At 38.4% G+C, this 21,538-nt stretch carries 21 protein-coding genes; 14 read left to right on the top strand and 7 right to left on the bottom strand.

Translation table 11 applies throughout. The features are described 5' to 3' along the window. Positions 1 to 474: 474 nt before the first annotated feature. The 5 genes from LGQ02_RS17615 to LGQ02_RS17590 all read left to right on the top strand — a co-directional run bounded on the left by LGQ02_RS17615 (position 475) and on the right by LGQ02_RS17590 (position 6,454). Positions 475 to 807 carry a hypothetical protein gene (locus LGQ02_RS17615; RefSeq protein ID WP_226515616.1) on the top strand — a complete coding sequence of 111 codons (333 nt, stop codon included), beginning with the start codon at positions 475 to 477 and terminating at the stop codon, positions 805 to 807. Between the two features lie 738 nt (positions 808 to 1,545). Next, the gene (locus LGQ02_RS21405) at positions 1,546 to 2,082 is read left to right on the top strand and encodes a peroxidase-related enzyme (RefSeq protein ID WP_319003488.1); all 537 of its coding nucleotides are present in this window, start codon (positions 1,546 to 1,548) and stop codon (positions 2,080 to 2,082) included. Between the two features lie 386 nt (positions 2,083 to 2,468). Continuing rightward, complete coding sequence (locus LGQ02_RS17600) at positions 2,469 to 3,893, top strand: MDR family MFS transporter (protein ID WP_226515613.1); 1,425 nt, start codon at positions 2,469 to 2,471, stop codon at positions 3,891 to 3,893. Between the two features lie 237 nt (positions 3,894 to 4,130). Beyond that, on the top strand, positions 4,131 to 5,372 hold the full coding sequence (locus LGQ02_RS17595) for a metal ABC transporter solute-binding protein, Zn/Mn family (protein ID WP_226515612.1): 1,242 nt from the start codon (positions 4,131 to 4,133) through the stop codon (positions 5,370 to 5,372). A gap of 470 nt (positions 5,373 to 5,842) precedes the next feature. Beyond that, positions 5,843 to 6,454, top strand: a complete 612-nt coding sequence (locus tag LGQ02_RS17590) for a YitT family protein (RefSeq protein ID WP_319003487.1) — start codon at positions 5,843 to 5,845, stop codon at positions 6,452 to 6,454. Positions 6,455 to 6,518: 64 nt separating this feature from the next. Here the strand turns inward: LGQ02_RS17590 and LGQ02_RS17585 are convergent, their stop codons facing one another. The 3 genes from LGQ02_RS17585 to LGQ02_RS17575 form a co-directional block, all read right to left on the bottom strand. After that, on the bottom strand, positions 6,519 to 6,866 hold the full coding sequence (locus tag LGQ02_RS17585) for a hypothetical protein (RefSeq protein ID WP_226515610.1): 348 nt from the start codon (positions 6,864 to 6,866) through the stop codon (positions 6,519 to 6,521). Positions 6,867 to 6,932: 66 nt separating this feature from the next. Continuing rightward, positions 6,933 to 7,451 (bottom strand): acyl-CoA thioesterase, encoded by a 519-nt coding sequence (locus LGQ02_RS17580; protein WP_226515609.1) that lies wholly within the window; start codon positions 7,449 to 7,451, stop codon positions 6,933 to 6,935. A 151-nt stretch (positions 7,452 to 7,602) separates the two neighbouring features. After that, complete coding sequence (locus LGQ02_RS17575; RefSeq protein WP_226518366.1) at positions 7,603 to 8,973, bottom strand: dipeptidase; 1,371 nt, start codon at positions 8,971 to 8,973, stop codon at positions 7,603 to 7,605. A 164-nt stretch (positions 8,974 to 9,137) separates the two neighbouring features. Between LGQ02_RS17575 and LGQ02_RS17570 the strand changes: the two genes are divergently transcribed. From LGQ02_RS17570 to LGQ02_RS17555, 4 genes are all read left to right on the top strand, one after another. After that, a complete protein-coding gene (locus tag LGQ02_RS17570) occupies positions 9,138 to 10,274 on the top strand; it encodes a zinc-dependent alcohol dehydrogenase (RefSeq protein WP_226515608.1) in 1,137 nt (378 codons plus the stop codon). Positions 10,275 to 10,592: 318 nt separating this feature from the next. After that, a complete protein-coding gene (locus LGQ02_RS17565; RefSeq protein WP_226515607.1) occupies positions 10,593 to 11,036 on the top strand; it encodes a hypothetical protein in 444 nt (147 codons plus the stop codon). Between the two features lie 236 nt (positions 11,037 to 11,272). Next, positions 11,273 to 11,587, top strand: a complete 315-nt coding sequence (locus LGQ02_RS17560; protein ID WP_226515606.1) for a hypothetical protein — start codon at positions 11,273 to 11,275, stop codon at positions 11,585 to 11,587. Between the two features lie 109 nt (positions 11,588 to 11,696). After that, complete coding sequence (locus LGQ02_RS17555) at positions 11,697 to 11,906, top strand: DUF1657 domain-containing protein (RefSeq protein WP_226515605.1); 210 nt, start codon at positions 11,697 to 11,699, stop codon at positions 11,904 to 11,906. A gap of 111 nt (positions 11,907 to 12,017) precedes the next feature. On the opposite strand, the gene LGQ02_RS17550 is transcribed toward LGQ02_RS17555, so the two are convergent. After that, a complete protein-coding gene (locus LGQ02_RS17550; protein ID WP_226515604.1) occupies positions 12,018 to 12,380 on the bottom strand; it encodes a DUF4363 family protein in 363 nt (120 codons plus the stop codon). Positions 12,381 to 12,471: 91 nt separating this feature from the next. Between LGQ02_RS17550 and LGQ02_RS17545 the strand changes: the two genes are divergently transcribed. From LGQ02_RS17545 to cydC, 4 genes are all read left to right on the top strand, one after another. After that, positions 12,472 to 13,335, top strand: coding sequence for a DUF421 domain-containing protein (locus LGQ02_RS17545; protein WP_226515603.1), 864 nt, complete (start codon positions 12,472 to 12,474; stop codon positions 13,333 to 13,335). Positions 13,336 to 13,380: 45 nt separating this feature from the next. Beyond that, a complete protein-coding gene (locus LGQ02_RS17540; protein WP_226515602.1) occupies positions 13,381 to 13,998 on the top strand; it encodes a response regulator transcription factor in 618 nt (205 codons plus the stop codon). A gap of 110 nt (positions 13,999 to 14,108) precedes the next feature. Beyond that, complete coding sequence (gene cydD, locus LGQ02_RS17535; RefSeq protein WP_226515601.1) at positions 14,109 to 15,839, top strand: thiol reductant ABC exporter subunit CydD; 1,731 nt, start codon at positions 14,109 to 14,111, stop codon at positions 15,837 to 15,839. Beyond that, complete coding sequence (cydC, locus tag LGQ02_RS17530) at positions 15,839 to 17,554, top strand: thiol reductant ABC exporter subunit CydC (RefSeq protein ID WP_226515600.1); 1,716 nt, start codon at positions 15,839 to 15,841, stop codon at positions 17,552 to 17,554. Before cydD ends, cydC begins: the two co-directional genes overlap by 1 nt. A gap of 401 nt (positions 17,555 to 17,955) precedes the next feature. On the opposite strand, the gene cydS is transcribed toward cydC, so the two are convergent. From cydS to LGQ02_RS17515, 3 genes are read right to left on the bottom strand one after another with little or no spacing between them, the layout of a single operon-like run. Beyond that, positions 17,956 to 18,117, bottom strand: a complete 162-nt coding sequence (gene cydS, locus LGQ02_RS17525; protein ID WP_226515599.1) for a cytochrome bd oxidase small subunit CydS family protein — start codon at positions 18,115 to 18,117, stop codon at positions 17,956 to 17,958. A 52-nt stretch (positions 18,118 to 18,169) separates the two neighbouring features. After that, positions 18,170 to 19,183: a cytochrome d ubiquinol oxidase subunit II gene (locus LGQ02_RS17520; protein ID WP_226515598.1), complete on the bottom strand. Its 1,014-nt coding sequence runs from the start codon at positions 19,181 to 19,183 to the stop codon at positions 18,170 to 18,172. A gap of 16 nt (positions 19,184 to 19,199) precedes the next feature. Continuing rightward, the gene (locus tag LGQ02_RS17515) at positions 19,200 to 20,546 is read right to left on the bottom strand and encodes a cytochrome ubiquinol oxidase subunit I (RefSeq protein WP_226515597.1); all 1,347 of its coding nucleotides are present in this window, start codon (positions 20,544 to 20,546) and stop codon (positions 19,200 to 19,202) included. A gap of 586 nt (positions 20,547 to 21,132) precedes the next feature. Here LGQ02_RS17515 and LGQ02_RS17510 point away from each other — a divergent pair. Then, positions 21,133 to 21,525 carry a nucleotidyltransferase substrate binding protein gene (locus LGQ02_RS17510; RefSeq protein WP_226515596.1) on the top strand — a complete coding sequence of 131 codons (393 nt, stop codon included), beginning with the start codon at positions 21,133 to 21,135 and terminating at the stop codon, positions 21,523 to 21,525. Positions 21,526 to 21,538 lie beyond the last annotated feature (13 nt).

Genomic DNA, 21,538 nt, shown 5'->3' with positions numbered 1-21,538 from the left:
TACTTGTGAAAAGTGTGGAGGGGAGGTGTACGAGAGTATTACAAAGGTATAAAGGGAATAGAATACCGCATTGGAGCTATGCTGCGACTGAAAAAGAGCGAGGCACTCCTTACATAAAGAAATATACCATAATTTTCTAAGGTGACTATTGACAAATTTAGAATGTTTTGATAATTATATAGACAACCTCACATTACCACTTGATCTTACCTCTATTTTTTAACACCTTGTAAAATGAAATCCTTCAAAGTGAAACAACTGATCAATGATGCCAACGTTTTTGAACAACCTCTTCATTAATCTTCTCACCATTCTACCTTAACACTCTTTTTTCTCTATCTGTTTCCCTAAAAAATGTTTCATAAAAACACAAACCTGAAAGGAGTGATGAACGATGTAAACAAATCATGATCACTCATAACCTTTTATGCGATTTATAGTAAATAAATGAATTCTAAGGAGGATGAATGACATATGGGTCACGATATTTCTGGATTTAATAAAGCTGGAGAAGAAATTGCTTATGCACGATTTAGCATGTGGAATGATCATGCAACTATACTGTACAGTTTACTTGATGCGAGTGATTACTATGCAGGAGTCAGTGGAATCGGTGATACATCTACTTTTTCAACACAACAAATTGAAAAGGCTTTAAATGAATACAAGAAATTATTTGATAATGGTGATTCTTCCTTGCCAGAAAATGACTTTGTCACATGGGACCTTGAGCAAATCTTAAATTTTATACAAAACTGTTTAGCAATAGCAAAAGAAGAAGGGAGTGTAAAAGTATATTTTGGCTAATAGAGAATGTTCTAGAAGTCCGGTGAAAATGACACATATCGAGAAGGAGAACTTCGATTAATTACCGACATGTCCTGTGTCGAACGTCGAAGTTACCAACGAGTGTTTTCCTCACGATGCCCCTTATAACTACTGTATTTGCTATTACTTCTATATGTAACAAGTCCCTAATGTTACCCCAAATAATACTCGCTCACTATTAGAGGTCGATGACCTTATCGACACAACCAATCCTTGTATCCCTATTTAATAGAAGGACAAGAACGCATTGAAGCTAAAATAGAAAGTTTCGTCAGAGCTACGTAGCGGTTTCAAATATACTCACAACAAATTAGATGAGCATCGTAAAGTTTTTGAAGTAGTCCCTAATGAAATTAAAGGTACTAAAGTAGACATATAATATTTAAGTTCAAAAACTGGTAAGCATGATCTGGAACTCAATTATATATAGTAAACAAACTTAAAGGCTAGATATGACTTTTGATGCATAGTACAAGGATACTGTTTAGGAGGAAATAACAAAAGGCGGTAGTTCAATAAGGCATTGCAGTTATTATTCGTTCAGTCGGGAAGACTGGACTTTTTTTGTTAGTTGCTGGGCATCAGGAGGGCAATGTGTTATATATAAAATAAAAGTTTTTTGTTAAATGGGAATTTTAAGATGTTATGCTTAGTGTATTTCTTTCTGCACTATCACTTTCATGTTATTATATTCAAAACTAGAAAGGAGAATCGTGAATGGAATCTAGAATTCGTATGATCGAATTTGAAGAATCAGAAGGGAAATTAAGAGAGTTATATGAAAAGTTCAATGGGAAAATGGCTAACATTTTAAAGGTTCAATCTCTGAATCCCAAATCATTAGAAGCTCATTTAGAATACTATAAAGTCATGATGTTTGGAAAATCTCCATTACCTCGCCATATACGTGAGGGGATTGCAACAGTCGTATCAGCAGAAAATGAGTGCCATTACTGAATGGAACATCATGGGGCGGCGCTCCATTTGTTAACGAAAGACGATGAGTTAGTAGCAGGCTTAAAAAAAGACTATAAGCAAGTTACTCTTGATGAAAAAACAAGAGCTATTTTTGATTATGCTGTTAAACTGACACAAAAACCAACAAGTGTTCTTGATTCAGACGTTGAAAACTTAAAATCTGTTGGTTGCACAGATGAAGAAATTCTTGATATTTGCCAAATTACATCATACTTTAATTTTGTAAATCGTATGGCTGAAGGATTAGGTGTTCAATTGGAAGGCGAATATAAGTAGGAACAAAAATACAATAAATGTTTAGAGAAGTAGCAGAATCGACGTTGAGTTTTTTTTTTTAGGAACAACGTGTGAGTTTAACTAAGTATCTACCTTCACCTAAAGGCTCGGCAATCGCCGAGTTTCTTTAATAAAACAATGTTTTTATTGCATCAATCAATCAATCAATCAATCAATCAATCCATCGCCCCCTTCTTCCTTTTATTAGTAACTGATTACCATCAAATTTGAACTAGTAATATCCTCTTTAAAAATACTTCATTTGTCACTTCTCCAACATAGCTGTATAATTTTCTATTAGATTCGCGAAATAAATGGACTTTAATTTCAAGATGATAGATAGATAGATTCACGAATCAAAATAGACCGACAAAGAAGGGCTTCTTATGGAAAACGAACAAAATTATAATAAAGTGTTGATCGCAGCGCTGCTTCTTGCTGGTTCCTTCATTGCTGTGTTAAATCAAACATTAATGATTACAGCGATTCCTCCGCTAATGGAAGAGATGGATATTACAGCAAATACTGGTCAGTGGTTAACAACCGTGTTTATGCTTGTAAACGGGATTATGATCCCAATTTCGGCATTTTTAATTGAAAGATTTACGACGCGACAGTTGTTTTTAACGGCAATGGGTATCTTTGCATTTGGAACACTTATCGGTGGTCTAGCAACAAATTTTCCTATGTTGATCACTGGAAGGGTCATTCAATCAGCGGGATCGGGTGTCATGCTTCCATTAATGCAAACCGTGTTTCTCCTTATTTTTCCGGTGGAGCGAAGAGGAACGGCGATGGGTTATATTGGTCTCGTTATTTCGTTTGCACCAGCGATTGGACCGGTACTATCTGGTTTTGTCACATCAAATTATGATTGGCGTTACTTATTTTGGGGAGTGCTCCCATTGTCATTAATCATGATTGTCGTTGCCTTTTTCACAATGAGAAATGTGACTGAATTGAAAAACCCAAAGGTCGATCCGATCTCGATTATTTTATCGACACTTGGTTTTGGTGGATTACTTTACGGTTTTACGAGTGCTGGAAACTTTGGCTGGGGGAACCCGATCACAATTATCGTATTATCGGTTGCGACGATTGCAGTTGTGGCATTTATTTTACGGCAGTTACGAATGGAACATCCAATGCTGGAGTTTCGTGTCTTTAGAAAGCGCGTTTATACGATTTCCGTAATCATTACAAGTATTGGATTTATGGGACTTATCGGTTTGGAGACACTTATTCCATTATATATGCAGACGATGCGAGGTTTTACAGCGGTTGAAGCAGGGATTGTGTTATTACCAGGAGCATTGGTTGCCGGTTTGATGGCTCCAATTACAGGGCGGATTTTTGACCGGATTGGGGCGAAAAAACTGGCAGTACCAGGTCTGATCATTATGACAATCTCAACCTTTGCTTTTCTGTTCATTGATACGACGACATCACTTGTCTATTTATCAGTAATGTATGCGATTCGGATGTTTGGTTTTTCAATGGTAATGATGCCGACAAATACTGCAGGGCTCAATCAAATGCCAAGAAAGCTAATCCCGCACGGAGCGGCAGTGACGAATACAATTCGCCAAATGTCAGCGTCTATTGGAACGGCAATGTTAGTGACAGTAATGACGACGACTGAACGAGCGGCAGGAGATAGGACGGGAGTCGCCAATCCAGATATATTAGGAGCGATTGTAGCATTTGGACTGATCGGTCTGCTGACAGTTGTTGCGCTCATTCTGTCATTCCAGATCAAAAGAACGTTCCCACCGACTGATGAAGAGTGGGATAAAGCAAGTGGTGAATAATGTTAGAAGAGTGATCCTTATTTATCGACAAATAAGGATCATTTTTATGTGGAAAAAATCGAAATATATTTCATGGTCTCCTTCAAGTTTTATTTCATAAATGTAATAATAGACCATTCTTAATGAACAGAATAAATCGATTTTAAATCGTAAAAATTCTTATTTACAAATCGTAATTGTTACGTTATAATCCTTTGTGGGTTTAAAAAACGTAATAGTTACGAAAGGGGAAGCATAATGAAAAGATTTTCAATAATATTTTCTAGCATGTTAATTGCATCTACTTTTCTAGCTGGTTGTGGACAGTCAGAAGAAGAACAAGTTGAGGAAAGTGCTGGAGAAGAAACAAAAGAAGAAGTTGTGGAAGAAATTGAGGAGTTAGAAATATTCACGACTCTTTTTCCTTTAGAAGATTTTGCGAATCGAATTGGTGGAGAGTATGTTAATGTACAAAATCTCGTACCTGTGGGGGCAGATGCACATACATTTGAACCTACAGCAAACCAAATGATTGACATTGCTGATGCTGATTTATTCATATACAATGGAGCAGGATTTGAAGGTTTTGCAGATCGCATTAAAGAAACAGTAGATTCTCATGATGTAAAAGTTATAACTGCTGCAGATGGAATTGATCTCATTGATTATGACCATGACCATGATCACGGACATGGGCATGAAGAAGATGACCACGACCATGATCACGGACACGGACATGAAGAAGATGACCACGACCACGACCATGACCATGACCATGATAATGGACACGGACATGAAGAAGATGATCACGACCATGATCATGATAATGGACACGGACATGAAGAAGATGATCATGACCATGATCATGATAATGGACACGGACATGAAGAAGATGATCACGACCATGATCATGATAATGGACACGGACATGAAGAAGATGATCATGACCATGACCACGGACATGACCATGCACATGGTGACGAAGATCCACATGTTTGGTTAGATCCAATTCGTGCGATTGAACTTGCTGAGAATATTAAATTGGCTTTAATTGAATTGAGACCAGAAGCTGAAGAGGAGTTTACCACTAACTTTGAAGAGCTAAAAGGTGAACTTGAAAAATTAGATGAAGAGTTCGTAGAATTTTCTAATGAAATGACAAAAGATACGATTGTTGTATCTCATGCAGGTTATGGATATTGGGAAGATCGTTACGGTATCCACCAAGTTGGAATTGCAGGTATTTCTCCAACTAATGAGCCTTCAATCAGCCAAATACAAGATATTATTGCACAAATGGAAGAGAATCATATCGAATACGTTATGTTCGAACAAAACATTCCAGTGAGCATTGCTGAGACAGTTCGCGATGAAGTAGGGGCTGAAGCTCTATGGATTCATAATTTAGAATCTTTGACAGAAGAAGATGTAGAAGCTGGTGAAGATTACTTCAGTTTAATGCGAAGTAATATCGAAACGTTAAAAACGGCTTTACAGTAAAATTATAGAAATAAAAAAGAAAAAGTGCACTTACCGTTCTAGGTGTACTTTTTCTTTAAATAAATTGACATGAATGGTCATCTAGACCAAATAAGAAAGTATCTCGTGAAAATGCACAATAAATGACCATAGATTAAAGAGGGAGATTTCAAGTCAGGCGACTATAGGAATCCCCCTCTTTTTACACGTTAAGCGTTTATAAAATTTTAGCGAAGAAGTAGATCGACGAAGAGAAAATTTTAAAGAACTAAGTATAAGTTCACCGGCTAAAAACGCGATGTTCTATCGCAACACCGGTGCTAGCACGTCCTGTGCGTTGGCTCCTGCGGTTACTCGTCGCAGCTCGAAGCTTAATCAAGAAGTAAAGCTCGTCGCAACTAATGCCTCTGTCTTCGCCCAAGGCTCGCCAATCGGCGAGTTTTCTTTATCTGTATACATATTGAAAAAAGAGAATGCATACTTTTTAATACATGTCCAAAATCTTTATTAAAGAGGGCTTCATGAATCTTTTAAAAAAATTGATGGTTATTATTATTGGAGCAACATTCATTAGCGTAGGGGTTAACAGTTTTATAATGCCACATTACATTGTTGACGGGGGAATTATCGGAGTAGCAATTGTTTTAAATTATATGTGGGATTTAAGTGTAGGGATGAGTTTCGTTTTATTGAGCTTTCCCATATTTTTAGTAATATGGTTTTTTCATCGGAGTTATTGTATGAATAGTATAGTTGGTATGATTGTCACTGGGATTTTTATCGATGTGTTAAATTTCGATACTTATATTTACTTTTCAAGTCCTTTATTTAGCGCCTTATTAGGAGGACTCTTTTTAGGTGCTGGTATTGGTATATTATTTTTATACGACATTAGTACGGACAGTATTGATTTGTTAGCTCAATTCATTTCTTTTATGTGGAGGCTCAATGTTGGTATTACCGTTTTTATATTTGACCTTGCTATTGTTGTTTCAGCAATGACAGTTCTACCTAAAGAAGCGGTCATTTTGTCTATGTTAACAATTACAACAAACGGAGTAATGACCACACTCATTGTTTCTCGTGCAAATCTATACATTTAAAAAGAAAAGGTGATACCACAACGGAGGGTATCACCTTTTTTATTCTTAGAAAGCATGATTTGAATTATTGAACATTGACAATTTCAACAGGACCGTGATCATCACAGTGGTCTCCGTGAACGTGGTGAAGTCTACCGTTTACTAAATAATCCATATGATCACCATGTGGAACCATTTCATGGCCACAATCTTCATCATGATTACAACCACAACTAATTTCGTTACATTCATCAGGATTCGTTTCACTTATAGGAATTTTACATTCATCCCAATGCCCGTCGTGTTCATGGTGTAAATGTCCATTATGAACATAATCAATATGATCACCATGACGAATTTTTGTATGACCACAAGCAATGCTATGTTGATGGGTATGATTATCGTGCGTGTGGTGGTCTTGGTTTTCACTCATAAATGGATCCCTCCTTCAATTACATCATTCCCGATCTGTGTAGCAAATATCATGAAGTGAGGGGCGTTACTTATCTTCCCAAGGCTTTAAGTCAGAGACGATTTGTGCGAGGCTTTTACTTTGACTACGTCGCTCTTTTCGCATCCGAATCCTGTCTGGAGACGTTTGGTGTAAATAGACTTCTTCTTCTGACTGAGGCTTTACCGTTGGAACAGATGCTGGTGTTCCATTTTCATCAAGAGCCACAAATGTTAAAAAGCTTGTAGCTGCAAGTCTGCGGTTACCAGTTAGTAGATCTTCGGCAATGACTTTCACAAATACTTCCATTGAACTCGTTCCAGTTGAGGTGACATATGATTCCAGACAAACTGAGTCTGTCTGGCGTATTGGATGAAGGAAGTCAACAGAGTCTGTTGAAGCTGTAACACATTCTTTACGGCAATGTCTTGCTGCAGAAATGGAAGCGACATCATCAATATCGCGCATTAGTTTTCCGCCAAAAAGGGTGTTATGGTTGTTCGTATCTTGAGGAAATACGCGTCCGGTTTTAATTACTTTTGAATCTTTACATACTTTTTCGTCCATTTATTTAACACCTTCATTTCTTTAAAAATAAGGATGTTCATGTAAAAAAAAACTCTAACTGTATGATACCCGACGTGAATATATTCATACTGAGGGATTGGGTAGAAAAAGGTTGCCCGTACATTGAGGGCAACCTATCATGAATTACATATTATTTTACACTCGCCACTTCTGAGTAATACTTCACGAGCATTTCCATCCCTTTATCAAAGTGATCCATTGGAAAACTTTCGTTAGGTGAGTGTAAGTTATCTTCAGGTGTCCCGAAGCCGATCAGGACGACTGGAATATTGAACAGGTTGTCGATTGATTCGACAACAGGAATTGAACCGCCAAGTCGGACGAAGACTGTCTTTTTCCCGAACGATTCTGTTAAACTGTCTGCTGCCTTTGTAATTAACGGGTTGTTCGGATCTACTTTGTATGCCTTAGCCGATAGCGGCTCTTTATGTACGTCTACTGTGACCCCTTTAGGAGCAACTTCATAAATGTAATCTGTTAGCTGCTGTTGAATCTCAGCAGGGTCTTGTCCTGGGACGAGACGGCATGTGATTTTTGCTGTAGCAGAAGAAGGGATGATTGTCTTTGTTCCTTCTCCTTGATAACCACCATACATTCCGTTTACTTCTAATGTTGGACGTGCCATTAAGTGCTCGTTCACTGTGAATCCTTTTTCAGGTGTTGTTTCTGGGATGTTGATTGTCTCTTTATAGTTTTCACCTGGTGCTTTATTCATTAATGCACGTTCTTCTTCTGAAAGATCTTCAACTTGATCGTAAAAACCAGGAACAGTGACTTGTTCCTCTTCATTTTTCAATTTTGCCAAAATATGTGAAAGTGCCATTAATGGATTTTTTACAGCACCTCCATATAGGCCAGAGTGAAGATCGCGACTTGGGCCGTTAACGGTTACTTCAAGGCCAGTAAAGCCTTTTAAACCATATAGCATCGTAGGTTGACCTTTTTCGACCATACCAGAATCAGAGATGAGGGCAAAATCAGCGTCAAATTTTTCTTTTTGCTCTTCAAGAATTGGGTAAAGATGTTCACTACCGACTTCTTCTTCACCTTCAATACATACTTTTACATTAATTGGGAGTTTTCCTTCTGTTTTCATATACGCTTCAAAAACGGCTAAGTGCATGAAGACTTGTCCTTTATCATCGCTCGCGCCACGGGCAAATATTCGACCATCACGTATTTCAGGTTCAAATGGTTCGCTATCCCAAAGTTCATAAGGATCAGCAGGTTGAACGTCGTAATGGCCGTAAAAAAGAGCAGTTGGTGCACTTTCAGCTTCAAGCCATTCTGCATAAACGAGCGGGTGGCCGTTGGTTTCTTGCAACTCCACAGAATGGAAACCAATCTCCTTCAAATAATCAGCGACAAACTGACCAGCCTTCACAACATCTTCTTTGTTTTGACTGTCAGTACTAACACTTGGGATCGCTAGAAACTCTTCCAGTTTTTCAACTAAACGTTCACGATTATCTTGCAAATAACGGATCACATTTTCATTCATCATACATTCCTCCCTCATTTATCTTCTTATATTTTGTCATAAAAATCGTCTAAAAACTATCCTTACCCGAATAAATCTTATCGCTTAACCCTAACTTATAAACGAATTACACGAGCTTTAATAAAGAGCTGTGACATAACAAAGGATGTTAGGAGACGAAAAAAATGAAAGCAGTAACTTATCAAGGGATTAAGGATGTAAAAGTAAAAGAAGTTCCAGATCCAGTGATTGAAAAAAAGGATGACATTCTAGTCCGTATTACAAGTACAGCAATTTGTGGATCAGATTTGCATCTCGTACATGGAATGGTACCGAATTTTCATAAGGACTACATTATCGGTCATGAACCGATGGGGATCGTCGAAGAAACAGGACCAGAAGTGACGAGGGTGAAAAAAGGAGATAGAGTTATCATTCCTTTTAATATTGCGTGTGGTCAATGTTTCTTTTGTCAAAATGAATTAGAAAGTCAATGTGATAACGCAAATCCTCATGGACAATCAGGTGCTTATTTCGGTTATTCGGAAACGTTTGGTGGCTACCCAGGCGGTCAAGCGGAACTGTTACGAGTCCCTTATGGGAACTTTGTGCCTTTTCTTGTACCAGAAGATGCAGAAATGGAGGATGAAAAGCTACTCTTTTTATCTGATATTATCCCTACAGCATGGTGGGGAGTTGAACAAGCCCAAGTCGGACCAGGTGACACGGTCATTGTGCTAGGATGTGGACCAGTCGGTTTGCTCGCACAAAAGTTTGCATGGATGAAAGGCGCAAAACGAGTCATTGCAGTAGATTACGTGCAATATCGCCTTGAGCATGCGAAACAATCCAACAACGTTGAAGTGTTGGATTTTACAAAAATCGATGAACCAGGCACGTATTTGAAGGAAATCACAAAAGGTGGGGCTGATGCCGTTATAGACTGTGTAGGTATGGATGGAAAAAAGACAGCTGTCGAAATGGTTGAAACCGCGCTCAAGCTTCAAGGAGGAACGATGGGGCCGATACAAATTGCAAGTCAATGTGTTAGAAAAGGTGGATCGGTCAGTATTGTCGGAGTGTATGGGACAAGGTATAACATGTTTCCTCTCGGAGATTTCTTCTCGAGAAACATTACCTTAAAAATGGGGCAGGCACCCGTCATTCATTTTATACCGGAATTATACAAAAAGATTAAAAACGAAGAATTCAATCCGACAGATATTATTACACATCAATTGCCGTTAGAAAGAGCAGCATTTGGATACGACGTTTTTGATGAAAAACATGATAACTGTATAAAAGTTGTATTAAAGCCATAATCAATCTGGAAAATCGAAGGTGACTCGAGTAAGCAATCTCGGGCTAAATACAAGCAACATTGTCTGAAATACAAGCAACTTTCGTAAGAATACGAACAACTTTAAGCTAAATACAATCAACTTGGTGTGAATACGTTCAACTTTCGTAAGAATACGAGCAACTTTGCCTAGGATCACAAGTAAATAGAGAAAGTCGCAAACAAAAAATTGCTAAAACACCTCAAGCTCACATGTAGCCTAGGCATAGAAAAAATGATTATGAGCACGATAAAGAATAGGGATTACCCCAAAATTACGTATGAGTAATGGAGGCATGTTATGACACAAATAAATGAGGTACAACAAGCTATCCACCGAGCACAACAAGCGATTCAACAAGTTCAAGCTAATGGATGCTCTCCGGAAATCGAACAAGCTGTCCAAAATGCACAACAAGTCATTCAGCGTGTACAAGCTACTGCACAAAACATTCAACAACAACAAACAACGATACAAGTTGAAGGTAAGCTGCAAGAGGTTGAGAAAGCGAGAAAAGCTGTTTATCATGCTGAATCGGCAGCAAATCAAGCGCATCAAAAATTAATTACTGAAAATCAGCAATTACAAGAAGCGATGCATCAGCTTCATCAAGCACAAGATCAAGTGAAGAAAGAACAATATGACGTACAACAAGCTACACAGCAAGTTGAACAATCCGAACGAACTTATGAACAAGCTCGTCAAAGGGTAGAACAGTTCCAAGATGAAAACCTAAAGCATTAATGACTTTGATTACCATGAAAAGAAGAAAACGATAAGAGGTTGACTACAAATAGCTTTCATCCAACACTGAAAGGAAGTCAGCCTCTTTTTCTTTTTAAAGATAAAAATGACATTGAACGTCCCTATTTCACGTGATTGTGAACAATTGGTTTTCAAAAAAAGTGTGTATTTCTTTTTATCACTTAGGCACTCTATAGGTGTACCATATTTCGATATTTTCAAGGAGGACGATTTTAATGCCAAATAACCAACAACAACAAGCACAACAACAAGCACAACAACAAGCGCAACAAGCGCAGCAGCAAGCTCAACAAGCACAACAAGCTGCTCAAAAGGCTACTCAGCAAGTTCAGCAAGCGCAACAACAAGCTAACCCACAGGCATTACAACAAGCACAGCAAGAGTTACAACAAGCACAACAACAATTGCAGCAAGCACAATCTGGTGCACAGCCTGCACAACAGCAGCAATTGCAACAAGCGCAACAAGAATTACAACAAGCAACTCAACAGTTGCAACAAGCGCAACAATCTCAAAACCAACAACAATAATTCACACGCACTAATAGCAAATCAAGGGGTGACACCGGCATGTTTTATTGCAAGGGTCATCCCTCTTTTATCCATCATGTAACATTAAATGGAGAGGGTTTGATCTGAGATGACCGTCGAAACACAATTAAAAGAAGCATTAGCGAATGCGAAAAGTTTACAAGCAAATTTTGAGACGTTTTCACTTCAAACGAAGGATGAAAAGGCAAAAGAAAAGTATGCACAAGCTGCAGAACAAATGCAAACGTTAGTGACAGGGTTAGAGACAAGAGTAAACAAAGTTGAGCAGAAAGAACCTGAATATCGAAGGCAAGACTAAAGGCTAACTTAACCTGATAGGTAAGTTAGCCTTTATGTTTGTTTAGAGAAATGGGTCATGGGGCACGGAAATTTTTCGAACCTCCTATCGAACTACATCTGTAAGTTTGTTTTAAATATTGTAGAGCTCAAATAACCGATAATGAATATGTTGCAAGCTTTTTTTACTTTCCACTTTGTCTTCATCTTTTACATGCTCTTTAAACATCCTCATTTCAACTTCTAATTCTTCCGCATCATCTGATTCACCGAGAAGTTGCATCTTCCATTTACGTTGTTCGTAATTCTCTTCAAATTCATCAATGGTTTGTAATGCCTTCTCCCAATCCTCGTTTTCAACCGTCTGATTTACTTCTGAAATTTTATTAAATAACCAGTCGTCTTTGTCTGTCTTTAAATATTGGGCAGTATTGTCACACCCAGATATGAAAGAAAGGAATAGCAACAACATACAAAGCGAACGAAGTTTTACCATATTATCACTCCCTCATTTATTGAAGTATTCTTATCTTTACTTTGCCCAATAATATATAATTAGACGCACATAATTGAAGAGGTGGATTGTATTGACTGATTTAGGACAGGTTTTGGTTAGAGGACTTATTGGTTTCATTGTACTGCTTGTATTAGCACGTATTATGGGGAAAAAACAAATTAATCAAATTACATATTTTGAGTATATCGTTGGGATTGCAATCGGTAGTATTGCAGCGGAATTAACGTTCAGTCCAGATATCAGAATATCAAATTTCGTTTTTGGTATGGTTATTTGGTCCATGTTACCGATTGTGGTTTCCAAAATAGAGTTAAAATCTTACGGTTTTCGAATGCTTACTGAAGGTAAGCCAACGGTTGTGATAGAAAATGGAAAAATTCTTGAAGAAAACTTAAAAAAAGAAGACTTGACGGTTGATGAACTGATGATTTATTTACGTGACAAAGATGTGTTTAAATTATCGGATGTAGAAACGGCTATTTTTGAGAGTAGTGGCCAACTAAGTGTGATGAAAAAGAGCGATGTGATGCCGATTACTCCGAAAGATATGAATATGGTTGTCGAACAAGAGCATTCGCCTCGCATCGTCATTGTCGATGGGAATGTAATGGAGAAAAGTTTGAAAGAGTATGGTTATACAAAAGACTGGCTGTTAGGAGAAGTTATGAAGCAAGGAGCAGAGGATTTTTCCGATGTGTTTGTTGCACAAATTGATTCAATGGGAAATGTGTACGTTGACTTGTATAATGATAAGAAGAAGCTCCCGCAAATTAAGCAAAAGTTGTTAGCAGCAGCAACGGTTAAGCAACTACAGGCAAACTTAACGACGTTTTCTTTGCAAACAGAAAATGAACAAGCGAAGAAGATGTATCAAGACTATGCAAAAACAATGGAACAACTGCTAGATGATATGGGGGATTACTTAAAAGAGTAAGGACCTGGGAGAGAGTTTCATTTTTTTATTAAGGGGGAGGGGAGCATGAAAATATTGGTCGGTATCGATCACGAATTAGTACGGAGTGGCTTGATTCAATTATTAAAAGACATTCATAACATTGAATCGATGGTCATTGCACCATCAATCGAAGAATTGATCGATGCGTTAAGAACATATGAGTTTGACTTAATTGTAACTGATGTAAGTTTACAAGGGGCAGGGGGATTAAAGAGTATCTTGTTTGCCTTGGAACCAGTCCATCCAGAAACAAAACGAGTTTTTATGTATAAAGAGCCAACACCAGAGTTGAATAACTTAATGAATGACAAAATCATTCACGGGATTTTCTATGAAAAATCATCATTAGATGACTTAATGTTTTTTTTCCAAAAGGTGTTTAAAGGGGAGTATCCGGTTTTATCGAGTGATAAGAAGGATCACATGTCCTATTCAGCAAATGTAAGGAATGACCTTTTAACAACACGTGAAGAAGAGATTTTACATATGAAGGTGCGCGGTTATACAGTAAAAGAGACAGCTGATATCCTCAATATATCACCAAAAACAATAGAAAATCATCGGCGAAATATAAAGAAAAAGTTAAAAATTGATAAAAGTAGTGAATGGGTTGATTGGGGAAAGAAATTTCGAATGATTTAAACCCGTAATCTGATTCATGTATAATAATTATTGTTATTATTCATTGTTTAGAAACGTTCATTGAATCCCCTTTAGAAACAAAATCTTTCATTTAGGAGACTGAAAAACGTATGAAGCAGCTGAAAGAAATCGCCCGCTCTCAGAAAAAGCAAATATACTTTCTTTATTTGATCGCACTGATGACAGGGGCTGCAATCATTGTTCAAGCTTACTTCATTGTAAAAATTGTTGATGAAGTATTTTTAAAGCAGGCATCATTTCAAAGTATCCTGCCTTATTTAAGTGGACTCATTCTTGTTTTAGTAGGAAGAGCGCTATTTTCATATTTAAATGGTCGAACTGGTGTGAAAATGGCAGCCAAAGTAAAAAACGATTTTCGGGAAGCGTTGTTAAAAAAGTATTCTCGAAACCCAATCCAAGCCTCTTTGAAAGGGCAGTCTGGCGAAAAAGTTAGTGTCATGATGGATTCAGTTGATGAGCTAGATAGTTACTTTAGCAAATACTATCCGCAAATGATCCAGACAAGTGTCATCCCAATCATGATTTTAATTGCTGTTTTTATAGAAAACTGGGTTTCCGGTGTGATCATGATCATTACTGCCCCATTTATTCCAATTTTTATGATCATAATCGGAAGTAAAACACAGCAAAAATCAGAAGAACAAATGGAAAAGCTAGCAGCCTTTTCTGGTAAATTCCTCGATATTTTACAAGGGCTTGCGACGTTAAAGTTTTTTGGTCGTGCAAAAGAGCAGAAGCTTTCAATCCAACAAAGCAGTTTGGATTACCGTGAAGCGACGATGACCGTTTTAAAAATCGCTTTTCTGTCTTCTTTGATGCTAGAATTTATTTCAATGCTCAGTATGGCACTCGTTGCGCTTGAGGTCGGTCTTCGGCTCGTTGTGTATGAACAGCTAACGTTTTTTACCGCGTTTTTTGTTTTAGTGTTAGTACCTGAGTTTTTTGCATCATTAAAGGAATTAGGAAGTGCCTTTCATGCTGGACGTGGTAGTATGGGGGCTGCGAAAAAAGTGACAGCCGAACTTGAAGAAGAGGAGCAACCAGTTGTTTGGGGAGAAAAGCCTTTACATCAAGAGCAGGCAGAGCTGTCTATTCAACTGCGGAATGTTGGCTTCAGTTATGGTGAAGGCCAATTCGCTTTAAACGGTGTTGACGCTGTCATTCCTCCGCAAAGCGAGGTCGCAATTGTTGGTAAAAGTGGTTCAGGGAAAACAACGCTTCTGCATGTGATCTCAGGTCTTGTCGCACCGTCAGAAGGAGAAATTCTCATAAACGGAAAAACGTTATTTGACTATAAGGAAAAAGATTGGTTCGATCAGTTAAGTTACATCTCCCAAAGCCCTTACTTGTTTTCTGGAACAATTGCTGAAAATATAGCGATAGGTGGGACAGGCAACCATTCACGAGAACAGATCGAAAAAGCTGCTGAAAAAGCGGGCATTTCAGAAATGGTAGCTAATTTGGAAGATGGTTACGACACGCTCGTTGGTGAAGCGGGAAGAGGGCTTTCAGGTGGGGAAAAACAAAGAGTTGCTCTCGCACGAGCTTTCTTGAAACAACCGTCGATCATTGTATTTGATGAACCAACTGTCGGACTGGATTTAAAAACGGAACAAATTTTACAAAAGTCGATGAAAGAATTGTCACAATTATCTACGGTCATTACCGTTGCTCATCGCCTACATACGATTAAACGAGCAGATCAAATCTTGCTCTTAGAAGGTGGCTCATTCGTTGCCGCAGGCACCCATGATGAGCTCGTGAAGTCTGAGGCAAAATATCGTGATATGGTCGCTGTACAGCAAGGAGGGGCATCCTAATGAAAGATCTAAAAATTGTAATGAAGCTAGTCGTGGCTGAAAAAAAGGATGTGCTCTTATCGATTTTGTTTGGTTTTCTTGCTGGTATGGCTGCCGTTAGTTTATTTGCAAATAGCGGATACTTAATTTCAAGGGCAGCGATCACACCGCCATTATATATTTTGACGATCAGTATTGCATTATTAAAGCTATTCAGTTTTACGAGAGCATTTAGTCGCTATGCTGAACGGTATTATTCTCACAGAGCGACATTTACGATCTTAAGTAATTTACGTGTTTACTTTTTTGAAAGACTAGAGCCACTCGCGCCACGAATCTTTCATAAGTATCGTAGTGGAGACTTATTGGCGCGCATTGTCGGTGATGTAGAAAGCTTGCAAAACTTTTTCTTACGTGTGTATTATCCGCCGATCGTAATGGTCATTATCTTTTTAGCAACGATTGCGTTTACGTTGTACTTTTCCGTAGCAGTTGCGATAACACTAATCATCGGTCTCATTTTAACAGGCTTTCTCGTTCCTTATGCTTTCGCACTAAAACAGCGAGGGATTGAAAACAAGGTTCGGGAAAAGAGGGGACATTTATCGACAGAAGCAACGGAATTTCTATACGGATTCCGGGATTTAAAGCTATACCAAAAGCTTGACGAACAAGAAGAGAACTTATTAAAGGCTTCGCGTTCATACGTTGGTGAGCAAAACAAGGAAGGCGTTCAAGCAATATTTAGTCAAACGGTCAACCAATTGATTGCTCTTCTTATCTCATGGTTTGTCCTCGCAATGGGGGCTTACTTAGTCACTGGAGGCGAGCTTGATGGTGTGTTTCTAGCGATGCTTGTTATGATCTCGTTAACCGTTTTTGAAAACTCAACACCGATGGCCGTTTTCCCATACCACTTTGAAGATAGCCGATTAGCATCAAAGCGTCTTTTTTCAGTTGTTGATGAACAAGAGGTTGAAAAAGATGAAGGTGGGGAACAGCTTGACAATCAAAGAGCCCCTTCAATAAAAATTGAAAAACTATCGTTTCAATTTCCAGGTGAACATAAACATGTATTGCGTGATATTTCGGTTAATATAACGTCTGGGTCGAAAGTTGCAGTCGTCGGTCCGAGTGGTTCTGGAAAGTCTACAATTCTTCAACTTTTATTGAAAGTTTACAAAGACTTTAAAGGAGACGTAATGCTTGGAGAAAAAAAGGTTTCAAGTCTTGATGAAGAAAGCATTTGGCAAGCAACAAACGTTGTTTTGCAAGAAAATCATTTTTTCTACGGGACGATTCGCGACAATTTGATGTTAGCGAAAGACGGGGTTTCTGATGATGAGATGATAGAAGTCCTGGAAAAAGTAGACCTTACGCAATTCTCATTATCAGGTGAAGTCCTAGAGAAAGGCCAAAACCTTTCTGGTGGGGAAAAACAAAGGCTTGCGATCGCACGAGCGTTGTTAAAAGGCGCTCATTTGTGGCTTCTCGATGAGCCAACTTCGTCTGTTGATGCAATAACCGAAAAGAAGATTTTTGACCACCTGCTTGAGCAAGGACAAGATGATACGATTCTTCTGATTAGTCACCGATTGACAGGGCTTGAAAGTTTTGACCAAATTATTGTGATGGAGCATGGAAAGGTTGTCGAGTCGGGAACGTTCAATGAGTTAATGGAGAAGAAAGGGTATTTTTACGAAATGAAACAAATCGAACAAGATGTGTTTTTATAAAATAGAAGTATGTGCTGAGCACCCGGATTGAATAAATCCGGGTGTTTTTTCGTTTTTGGGGGCGTTTAGACGTGTTCGGTTTAATTCGAAATTTTGAGTTGATATTCACGTGTATTCAATGGTTTTAGTGAGGTATAGGAGGGCGGGAAGTAGGTATTGGGGGTGGTTACGGTGGTTGAGTTGTCTGACCTTTGTTTTCCTTCGATTTTTTCTGTTGTTATCGTGAATTGAAGTGTACAAAATTGAACCTGCTTCACCTGAAGCTGCTTCAATTTCGTAGGGTTCAATTCATGAATAAAAAGGAGTATAAGTGAATAATGAGGATCATAAAATTTATAAATATACAACCCACCAAAAACCCCCGCGACCAACTCGCGGGGGCTTTAACTTCCATAACTTCATTAACTTGCTCCGTCTTTATTTTTACGGCGATGATCGTCCTGTCGTTCCTCTGTGACAAAAGCAGGTGGCTTTGCTTTTGCCCCCCAAACAAAGACAAAAATGATTGAGGCGAACAGTACCAAGACGGGGGCTAACGTAATAAAGAATGTGTGTGAATCCATGTTTTTGCCTCCTTCATTGAATGAAATTCCAAAGTGAAGTTAATATCAAACGTTATTTTTTCCCTTCAATATAATCAGCATCAAACAAAAATAGTTTCATGAGTAAATATAACGATGGGATTAACATTAGTAATCCTCCGATAAAGGCAGCAATTAACCAGACCGCCATCGTTTCATTTGTAAATCCGTCATAGATTGTTAAATACGGATAAAGAATGTAAGGGAGGTGTGATGCTCCGTATCCGAAAAAAGCAGTGAAATATTGAACCATTACCATGATAAAAGCTGTCCCGAAATTACGCCGCTTAAAGATTAAATACGTTGCAGCTGCAAAGGCAATTAGTGAGATACCGAATACCCACCATATATCTAACATGTTTTGATAATGTTCATAATTTCGTTTACTTAGTAGAAAGAAGACAATGACTCCCATCGAGATCGCAGGGAGCGACCAGGTTAAAGCATATTTCCGTAATAGGTCGAGGGCCCCTTTGTCATTCGCACGCGATGCATAATACGTTAAAAAACTAGCAGAGATAAACAGTACGCTAACAATCGCTAAAATAACGACACTCCACGAATAGAGACTGCCAAATAGTTCTCCGTAAAGCAATCGAACATTTCCGTTTTCAACAGTAATATATCCACCTTCAGAAATGGTAAGCACCGTCGTTAATGAGGCAGGAATTAAGAGTCCTGTTGCCCCGTATAAAAAGTTATACATGCGGCTCTCTTTTGCACCGTATGTTGCAAATGCGTAATACGAGCCTCGAACAGCAAGTAAGATGATCGCGATACTACCAGGTATCAGAAGTGCTGTTCCGTAATAATAGGCGGTACTAGGGAAGAATCCAACGATCCCGATGAAGAAAAAGACGAGAAACACGTTGGTAACTTCCCAAACGGGTGACAAATACCGCTGAATGATGTTATGAATGATATGATTTTTATTCGTTCGTTTCGTGTAATAGCTGAAAAATCCAGCTCCGAAGTCAACGGATGCAACGATCAAGTATCCATATAGAAAGAACCACAATACGGTAATACCAATAACTTCATAACTCATCGTTTACCCCCTCCCTTTATTTTGCGATGTGATGAATGCCGCGTTCTTCAAGTTCATGTTCAACTGGATTTGATTTAAACATTCTTCGTAATACTGTTACTGTCGTTGCACCAAGGACAGCATATAAAACAATAAAGACATAAAGCATAATATCTACGTGTTGAGACGTTGTTGCACCTTCTTCTACAGTCATGACTTGGTTAATAATCCAAGGCTGACGGCCAATTTCTGCAAAGAACCAACCTGATTGAATCGCAAGCATCGATAATGGTCCTCCAGCAACAATTGCCCATAATAGCGGTCGGCTAAATCCGTTCCATTTTTTCGTCCAATTTAAAAAGGTAAAAAGAACGGCTACTGCTGCTAAATACATGCCGATAAACACCATTAAATCGAACAAGTAGTGAACAAATAGCGGAGGTAGTTCCTCTTCAGGAAATTCATTTAAACCAATGACCTCTGTATCGGTAGATCCTCCAGCTAAAATACTTAACGCATAAGGAATCTCGAGTGCGTACTTAATTTCATGATCTTCAGTCAGGAAACCACCTAAAATTAACGGTGCTTCTGTTTCCGTTTCAAAGTGCCACTCAGCAGCTGCGAGTTTTTCTGGCTGGTATTCGTGTAAATACTTCCCAGAGAAGTCGCCGATGACCGCTGTTGCAACGGCGAAAATAGCTCCTGTAACCATCGTTAAGTGGAGGGCTTTTTTATGATAAACATGCTTATTTCCTCTTAAAATATGAAACGCTGCAATAGCTCCTAAAACGAACGCTGCCGTTAAATAGCATGTAATAATAACATGGGAAATTTTCGTCGGTGTTGCTGGGTTAAACATTGCTGCTAGCGGACTGACGTCTGTTAAAACTCCATCGACCAACGTAAAACCTTGTGGTGCATTCATAAATGAGTTGACGGTTGTGATAAAGAATGCACTTGCAGTTGCCCCAATGACAACAGGGATAATTAATAAGAAATGCTTCATTTTACTCTTAAAGCGGTCCCAAGTGTAAAGGTAGATTCCGAGGAAAATCGCCTCGAAGAAAAACGCAAAAACTTCCATAAACATTGGTAACCCAATCGTATGTCCGGCTGCTTGCATAAAGTTCGGCCAAAGAAGGCTTAGCTGAAGACCGATTGCAGTACCGGTTACAACACCAACAGCAACTGTGACAACAAAGCCGCGTGCCCAACGCCTTGCCATTAACGTATAGTGTGGATCATTACGTTTAATCCCCATCCATTCTGCGATGGCGATCATAAGTGGTATACCAACACCAAGTGTGGCAAAAATAACGTGAAATGCCAGTGTTACAGACGTTAAGATACGGCTGTATAAGACCGGATCGTATTCAAAAAACATGCTGGTGTTCTCCCTTCTTAATGTGTTTTATGTGAAAAATACGGGGGAAGTCCCCAACTTTGTTAACTTATAAATCGTAAATTGATAGGTGACGTTCTGAGCGATAGGCTTGTTATCTATACTCCTGTCATTATTTTACAAACGTGCCAACCTATGAAATTACATTAAACAAGTCAATATAGACACAGAAAATCCGTTTTAATTGGATACCCTTTGTTTCGATTAAAAAATCATTTTTTTAATCATGGTCGTTACATGTTTTTAACACTACGACTATAGTAAATACTTCTCGGAAAGAAGTTTATAGGTGTTTTCACTCATATTCTGTGAATTTGTGAGCAAAAAATGAACAGACCGTGAAATGTTTGTGAAACCTATACTTACCAAGTTTATAAACCTTTTTGTATAAAAAACGGACGTTTTATTATTCCCCCTGTTGAATTGACGGTAATGAAAAATGGACATGAATTTTTCATTTTTGTCAAACAAGATTTGAAGAAGTGTGTGTTATGATCAAAGAAAGAAATTTGGAAAGATATTCTAGTCAGTTTCATGATCAACATTCTCATTAAGGGGGACGACCCTAATGGATAGCCTTAGAGAGGAATTATTAGCAGCAGAAAAGGTACTAAAAACGTTTCAGCAACTCTTAAAAACGGGTGATCATCGTAACGATCTACGAGAAGCCACCGTGCAAAGGTTCGGATTTACGTTTGATGTATGTTGGAAAATTGGACAGCAATATTTACTAGAAAAAGAAGGAGTGCAAAAGGATTTACCTGAGGACGTTTTCTGTGCGGGCTTAGTGAACAACCTCTTAAATGCCGAAGAAACGGACGTTGCACTTCAAATGGTCAGTGATCGTGAATTAGCTGTTCACATATACAACGAAGATCTCGTTCATACTATATACGATCATTTACCTTCGTACGAAAAGCTGCTGAGTAAATGGCTGCGTCGAATCAAACATAGAATATAACACCGAACCAATA

The organism is Bacillus shivajii (assembly GCF_020519665.1).
Lineage (GTDB): Bacteria > Bacillota > Bacilli > Bacillales > Salisediminibacteriaceae > Bacillus_CA > Bacillus_CA shivajii.
This window is presented reverse-complemented; position numbering and strand designations above follow the sequence as displayed.